Annotated in this window: 9 protein-coding genes; 5 read left to right on the top strand and 4 right to left on the bottom strand. The window is 69.3% G+C overall.

The annotated features are described in order from the left end of the window. The coding region (locus VF665_RS14685) for a hypothetical protein (RefSeq protein ID WP_331054189.1) at nucleotides 1–230 on the top strand (230 nt) is incomplete at its 5' end. Between the two features lie 701 nt (nucleotides 231–931). Here VF665_RS14685 and VF665_RS14690 read toward each other — a convergent pair. After that, nucleotides 932–1,768: a helix-turn-helix domain-containing protein gene (locus VF665_RS14690; protein WP_331054190.1), complete on the bottom strand. Its 837-nt coding sequence runs from the start codon at nucleotides 1,766–1,768 to the stop codon at nucleotides 932–934. A 155-nt stretch (nucleotides 1,769–1,923) separates the two neighbouring features. On the opposite strand from VF665_RS14690, the gene VF665_RS14695 reads away from it, so the two are divergent. Then, on the top strand, nucleotides 1,924–2,199 hold the full coding sequence (locus tag VF665_RS14695; RefSeq protein WP_331054191.1) for a hypothetical protein: 276 nt from the start codon (nucleotides 1,924–1,926) through the stop codon (nucleotides 2,197–2,199). A gap of 7 nt (nucleotides 2,200–2,206) precedes the next feature. Here the strand turns inward: VF665_RS14695 and VF665_RS14700 are convergent, their stop codons facing one another. Then, on the bottom strand, nucleotides 2,207–3,511 hold the full coding sequence (locus VF665_RS14700) for a tetratricopeptide repeat protein (RefSeq protein ID WP_331054192.1): 1,305 nt from the start codon (nucleotides 3,509–3,511) through the stop codon (nucleotides 2,207–2,209). A gap of 225 nt (nucleotides 3,512–3,736) precedes the next feature. Here VF665_RS14700 and VF665_RS14705 point away from each other — a divergent pair, with 225 nt between their 5' ends. Together VF665_RS14705 and VF665_RS14710 are read left to right on the top strand one after the other, a co-directional pair. Then, on the top strand, nucleotides 3,737–4,213 hold the full coding sequence (locus VF665_RS14705; RefSeq protein ID WP_331054193.1) for a hypothetical protein: 477 nt from the start codon (nucleotides 3,737–3,739) through the stop codon (nucleotides 4,211–4,213). A 96-nt stretch (nucleotides 4,214–4,309) separates the two neighbouring features. Beyond that, the gene (locus tag VF665_RS14710; protein WP_331054194.1) at nucleotides 4,310–4,738 is read left to right on the top strand and encodes an OsmC family peroxiredoxin; all 429 of its coding nucleotides are present in this window, start codon (nucleotides 4,310–4,312) and stop codon (nucleotides 4,736–4,738) included. 210 nt (nucleotides 4,739–4,948) lie between these two features. Here the strand turns inward: VF665_RS14710 and VF665_RS14715 are convergent, their stop codons facing one another. Further along, entirely contained in the window at nucleotides 4,949–5,455 is a 507-nt protein-coding gene (locus VF665_RS14715) for a BsuPI-related putative proteinase inhibitor (protein ID WP_331054195.1), read from the bottom strand. Between the two features lie 6 nt (nucleotides 5,456–5,461). After that, nucleotides 5,462–5,842 carry a Co2+/Mg2+ efflux protein ApaG gene (gene apaG / locus VF665_RS14720; RefSeq protein WP_331054196.1) on the bottom strand — a complete coding sequence of 127 codons (381 nt, stop codon included), beginning with the start codon at nucleotides 5,840–5,842 and terminating at the stop codon, nucleotides 5,462–5,464. A gap of 137 nt (nucleotides 5,843–5,979) precedes the next feature. On the opposite strand from apaG, the gene VF665_RS14725 reads away from it, so the two are divergent. Beyond that, on the top strand, nucleotides 5,980–6,495 hold the full coding sequence (locus VF665_RS14725) for an adenine phosphoribosyltransferase (protein WP_331054197.1): 516 nt from the start codon (nucleotides 5,980–5,982) through the stop codon (nucleotides 6,493–6,495). Nucleotides 6,496–6,653: the final 158 nt, after the last annotated feature.

The raw sequence follows: 6,653 nt of genomic DNA on the forward strand, positions 1-6,653 counted from the left end.
CGGAGCGGAAGCTGCGGGCGTGGTATCTGCGGGATGCGCAGCGCAACGTGCAGGCCGTTTCTTCGGAGGCGGCCAACAACGCACTCAAGCTGCTGGTGGGGCATTTTGCCCCGGAGCAGGGACGAGGCGCCATGCTGGACGTGCTCGGGGTGGTGGAAGGGTGCTGCGTTTCTACGCAGACGCCGATCCCCGCCTGGATTCCGGCGCTTCGGACGCAGTACTCCGAGTAGCGTTCCGGACGCACATTCTGGATCAGGGACCGTCCCCGCGGCACCGCGCCGTGGGGGCGGTCCCTTGTTGGCGTTTGGCAGGGGCTAGGGAATAGGGAATAGGGAATAGGGAATAGGGAATAGGGAATAGGGAATAGGGAATAGGGAATAGGGAATAGGGAATAGGGAATAGGGAAGAGGGAAGAGGGAATAGGAACAGCGGGATCGGGTACGCGCTCCAGGGTTCGCCGGGCGGAACCCGGCGCGTACCCCGCCAGAGCGAACGAATTCGCCGCTGGAAAAGCACCAAGTCCGCCTGCGCGGACTGCGGCGGCGGCCTCGTCGCGCGGCGCACAAACCTTCACATGCCAACGGTCATCCTGAGGAGGCGCCGGACGGAGCCGCGGACGCGCCGAGCCGTGGCGCCGACGAAGGATCTGCTTCTCGCCCGTTCCAACACCGCCGCCCGTGCGGAAACGACGCCCGCGATGTGTACGCGGTTGAAGCCTCGATCGTGGACGCGACAGCGGCCGCGAGTCGGGGCTTCCCGCTGTTTGAGCGGCGGATTCATCCGCTCAATCGCACGGGTGCCCGCCTGCTCCGCGCCGCGTTCATCCGCTCAGTCCTCGCACCGGCGCGGACGGAGATCCGGCCCGATTCTGCCGCGGCCCCGCACCAGACTGAGAGCGGTCCCAGTCCACCTATTCCCTATTCCCTATTCCCTATTCCCTATTCCCTATTCCCTGCAGTTCCTGCCGTTCCTCCCTCCGCGCCTTTCTCCGCTCCCGCCCGGCCTCGCGCACCTCGCGCAACCGGTCGTTGAACGCCGCCACCGCCGTGGCGAACGCGCCGGCGCGCCGCAGTGCCGTGCTGTCCACCCCCAGAAAGCCCGTGATGGCCCGCCGCAGCGAACGCTCGGTGCTGTAGCCGCTGGCGTACGCCGCGCTGTACACGGTGCGGCCCGGGTCGTCCAGCAGCATGCAGGCGAGCAGCACCCGCATCCACGCCTGCGTCTGCCGCGGCGCGGGCAGGTCCACCCGCGGGCAGCGCGACGTGAGCGTGCGCGTCGTGACTCCCAGGCGGCGGGCCAGGTCCGGCGCCTGCCCGTTCTCCACCGCCACCTCCGCCGCCGCCCGCAGCACCACCCGCGCGTCGCCTCCCACGTACGGCGACAATCCCGCCTCCACCGCCCGCTTGAAGGGGCGCGCGTGCGCCTGCCGCAACCGCGCCCGCAGCGCCCGCGGCGTGCACTCCGGCCCCAGCGACAGCACTTCGCTTACGCCCCACTCCAGCAGCGTCTGCAGGTCGCCCGCCAGCTCCGGGCGCAGCGACAGGGCGGCCACCACGGGAACGGACGGATAGCGCCGCAGAAGGTCGCGGATGCGCGGGAACAGGGCCCCGCACGGCTCCCCCGCGTACGGGTCCAGCACCACCAGCGCGGACGGCGGCGACATCCGCAGCACCTCCTCCAGATCGTCCCACCCCACCTCCGGAACCACCTCGTACGGAACCCCCGCGGTGCCCATCAGGTCGCGCAGGGCTGGCTCTAACGCCAGCACCGGGATGCGTTTGCGCTCATTCAGTACCAGCGCTGACCCGTCAGGAGCGGTCATGTTCGGCGGGTGCGCAATTGATTTCAGCCAAAGTGGACAACAGACTATGGGGCATGGCTGTTCCTTTTCACCCTTCCCGCAACCCGCAGGAGTTGATTTCCATGAAGTCCCTTTCCCTTGCCGCCGCCGCGGCACTGCTGGCCCTGGGCGCCTGCTCCTCGAGCCCCACCGCCCCCTCCGCGCGCGCCGACGCACCCCGCCATTCCGAAGCGGTGGACGCGGGCGACTGGGGCGGCGCGCTGGGGAGCGGCACCCTGAACACCACCCCGCCTCCCGCGCCGGCCGACAGCCTCCCCACCGAGGAAGACAACGGCGGCGGCTTCATGGGCGGAGGGAACCGGAATGGAGGCGGGTTCCTGGGATCCGGTGGAACCTGATCCCGGGTCAGCACCGTCCGGCAGCGAAGACTTCCTCCCCGGCGGATGAGGGTGCGGCGCGCAGCAGATGAACGAAACGCGTGGAAAGTGGCTCCACCCCGGAGGAAGCCGGATCGTGAATGGTGAGCGCCGGATCCAGTGTCCGGCGCTCGCTCACCGCGTCCAGGGCTGCCTGGGCCTGCACGATCACGTCAGATTCGGATCGCTGGCGAGCAAGGGTGAGCGCCCGGTTCAGCATCGTTTCCGAAGACTCCCATTGCGACAGCGTAGAGGCGCCTATGCCCAACTGCATGAATGCGTAGGCGAAGCCGTCCTGGTCGCGGGGCGCTTCGGCCAACTCGAGTGCCTCTGCGGAAAGGCGGTTGAACAACGCTGCGTCGCCACACCCCGCGGCCGCTCGCGCGGTGGACGCCAGCACACGTGCGCGAATGTCCGGATCGTCGAACAGCGCGGACAGCTCCAGCAGCACCGGCAGCGCCCTCGCGAAATGTCCCCGCCGCACCCACATGAACGCGACATCGTAGGCCAGGCGCGACAGCGCAGGGTGCGAGTCGCCGTAGATTTCAAGGGCGCCGCGCGCATACTGCTCTGCCTCGTCAAAGCGCCCGCGATCCACCGTGGACGCGACCAGATCGTGAAGGATGCAGCCCTCCCGGTCCCGCAGGCGGTGGCGCCGCGCGATCCTGAGCGCCTCGTGCAGCTTGTCTGATGCACGCCCGTAGTGCCCCATCTTGTAGAACAGATCTCCCAGGCTGTGCAGCGCCTGCGTGTGCGCTTCCGGGTCTCCGATGCGGATGGCGACGCGGACAGCGCGGCGGATCCACTGCTCGGCCTCGGGAAGGCGGCCGTAGCGCCGCAGCAGGCGGCCCGTCATCCACGCGTACCGCGGGTGCTCCGGCCAGGCCAGCGCCGCCGCCTCGCTGAACGCCAGCGCCGTGGCAATGGCCTTGTGCGGGAGCGCCCACTCAGTGATGCACAGGCAGGCGCGTGACACGGGCTCGCTCGCCGCGCCGCCCCCGCGCCCCAGCTCGCCCACCAGCACGGCCAGCGGGTAGCGCAGGTCCGCATCGAACGTCCCCTGCAGCAGCTCGCACTCCCAGTCCTCCATGGCGCGCGGGTCAAACAGACTGCTCCGCGAGCCGGGCTCCTCGGCGGCCCACATGAGCACGCTGCGCAGCGCCTGCCACACCGGGAGCGCCATTTCCGGCGGCAGCTCGCGGACGATCTCCGCCCCCGCCACGCCCCCTCCCGGGATGGTAAGGGGCGAGGTGAACTCGGTGACGCGGGGCGGCCGGGGCGGGCGCGGGTTCATGGGGCCTCCAATCAAAGGGAAGAGATGGTGAGTGGCGCGCGGCCCCCGGCCGCCGCCCATTCTTTCCGTCTCATTTTAAGCGTCGCTGTTTACTCCGTCTACATGCGAATGCGACCGCTCGAAAGTCGCCATCGTATGTACGCAATTAAGACTTGTGCGAACGAGGTGGACAAAGTAGACTTTGGCCGGAATCTGTCTACAATGTCCACAGACGGGAGGGTGGGGATGAACATCCAGCGGCCGCAGACCTCGGTGGACCGGCTGCGCGACGCGGTGGCGCTGCGGGTGCAGGCGACCTCGCTGCGCTCGGTGGCGCGGCAGGTGGGCATGAGCCCCAGCGGGCTCGACAAGTTCCTGTCGGGGGGAACGCCCTATGCCAAGAGCCGCCGAAAGTTGTTCGATTGGCTGCAGCGCGAGCGGAGCAACCTGCCGTCGGGGCTGGCGGCGGACGGAATGGCCGCCGCGCTGGGGTCGCTGGTGCGCGACCTGGCCCCGGAGCGGCGCGAGCCGGCGCTGTACGCGCTCATCGACACGCTGCGCGGGCTGTACAGCACGCATGCCGAGTCGTGCCCGCCCTGGCTTTCGGAGCTGGCGCGCAACACGGAGGAGGGCACGGCCTTTCACCAGGACGACGTTCCGCGCACCGCCGTGCTGGACGACGACGACGAGGGCGGCGACGGGGAGGAGGACGACGAGGAGTGAGGGGGGCGCCGCGCCTTTCGCCCCGCCGTCCGCCGCCCTAGTATGCGGCGGGCGGCAGGGGTGCCGCGGAACCGATCAGCCAGAGGAAGGACCGAGATGCCGACACGGAAGGCGAACGCGACCTGGGAAGGCGGGCTGCAGGGGGGCAAGGGCAGCTTCGCCGGCGAGAGCGGCGTAATCAGCGGGGGCTACAGCTTCGGCACGCGCTTCGGCGAGGCGAAGGGAACGAACCCCGAGGAACTGCTGGCGGCGGCGGAGGCGGCGTGCTTCAGCATGGCGCTGGCGGTGGGGCTGGAGCAGAACGGCACGCCGGCCACGCGGGTGCACACCGACGCGGCCTGCACCATCGACAAGGTGGACGAGGGCTTCAAGATCACCACCATGAAGCTGCAGGTGCGCGCCGTGGTACCGGGGATCGACGCGGCCAAGTTCCAGGAAGTGGCGCAGGCCACCAAGGTGGGCTGCCCCGTCTCCAAGGCGCTCGCCGGCGTCGACATCCAACTGGACGCGCAGCTCGAGTCCTGACCGATCTCTCGCCCGGCGTAAACAGAAGGGGCGCTCCGTGCGGGGCGCCCCTTTCCTGTTGGATTTCAGACCATGAAAACAGCCGTTTGATACAGAGGGGCAGAGGTTCGACAGAGAGGAACAGAGGAAAACGCGACAGATAAGTGTATCGCCGTCGCGCGGAGCCCGGGGACAGCAAACGGGAAAGCGCCGATCTGGTCCCCCTATTCCCTATTCCCTATTCCCTGCAGTTCCCCGCGCCTGCGCCGCTACGTGAAAGATCGCGATGTTGCTCCGATGCCCCATCTTGAGCTCCTGGTCGCGCTCCCCGCGCTGAAGCTGGTGCTGCGACAGGACGCCGTACGCCACGTACTCGCCCTGAACGGACGAGTTCGCCAGCCATGCCGCGTCGAACCGCACCGAATCCCGCCCCGCCACGCGCAGCGTCGAAGGCACGCTGATGCAGGTGCTTCCGCCGCCCGGCGGGTACACGATCGTCTTGTCGGGCGTTTGAACGAACTGCTCCACCTGGCACTGGTCCTCGAACGTCATGATCATCGCCTCCGGCTCGGGGTTCTTGAGCCAGGTGGTGATCTTGAGCGAGTCGCCCATCCGCACGCTGTCCGCCGGCACGATGGTGGTGCGCAGGATGACCGCGGGCTTGTTGGGGCTCGCGGTGGGGCAGGCGGCCAGCGCCAGCAGCAGGGCGGGGGCGAACGCGCGAAAGGTGGCCTTCACGGTCGGTCAGTGCGTCTGAAGTCGAAGGAGAAAGCGCGGGATCACGGCGCGGAACGTGGACCCGTCCGGCCGCTCCATCAGGTACGTGCCCTCCATGTGGCCCTCGGGGCCGCGCAGCACGCAGAAGCTCTGGTACTCGTGCACGCCGCCCGGCTCCAGCAGCGGCTCCTGGCCCACCACGCCCTCGCCCTCCACCTCGCTCTCCCCCGCCACGGGATCGTGAATCAGCCAGTGGCGGCGGCGCAGGCGCGCGGCGATGGTGCCCACGTTCTCGATGCGGATGCGGTACGCGAACACGTAGCGCGGCTCCCCCGGATCCGACTGCGGCTCCAGAAAGAACGGCGTGACGGTGATGCGGATGCCCTCGGTGATGCGATAAAAGAACATGCGGTCCGGCCCGGTGTGGGTGGTGCGGCAGTGTACGGCGCGCGGGGCGGCGGGTCAACGCTGTCCGGAGAGGAAAGGCGATTGTACATTCCCGCTCCGATCCCCCCTCGTCTCCACCCCACGCCCAGGACCGGCCGATGGAGCACCTGAAGGCGCTCATCCGCGACGTGCCCGACTTCCCCACCCGGGGCATCCTGTTCCGCGACGTCACCCCCCTGCTGCGCGATCCCGGCGCCTTTGCCGAAGTCGTGCAGACCCTCGCCGAGCGCTACCGCGGGCAGCGGATCGACGCGGTGGCGGGGATCGAGTCGCGCGGCTTTCTGTTTGGCGCGCCGCTGGCGATGGCTCTGGGCGCCGGCTTCATCCCCATCCGCAAGATCGGCAAGCTGCCGGGTGAGAAGGTGAGCCGCGAGTACGCGCTGGAGTACGGCACCAACACGCTGGAGATGCACCGCGACGCCGCCCGGCCCGGCGAGCGCGTGCTGCTGATCGACGACCTGCTGGCCACTGGCGGAACCGCCGCCGCCGCCGCCGCGCTGCTGGGCGACGTGGGCGCCGAAGTGGCGGAGATCGCCTTTGTGGTGGAGCTCACCCTTCTCCCCGGCCGCGCCGCGCTCGCCGGGCACGCGGTGCATTCGCTGCTGACGTACTGAGGAAGTGCGGAGTGCGGAGTGCTGAGTGGGGAGGGGCGTTGACGGCGCCGGTTGAAAGCCGTCCGCGGGCTGTGGCCCTCACCCGGCCGCGCCCTCACCCGGCCGCGCTGAGACGCGTCCACCCTCTCCCACGAACAGATGTGGGAGAGGGGGCACAC

Source organism: Longimicrobium sp. (assembly GCF_036387355.1).
Lineage (GTDB): Bacteria > Gemmatimonadota > Gemmatimonadetes > Longimicrobiales > Longimicrobiaceae > Longimicrobium.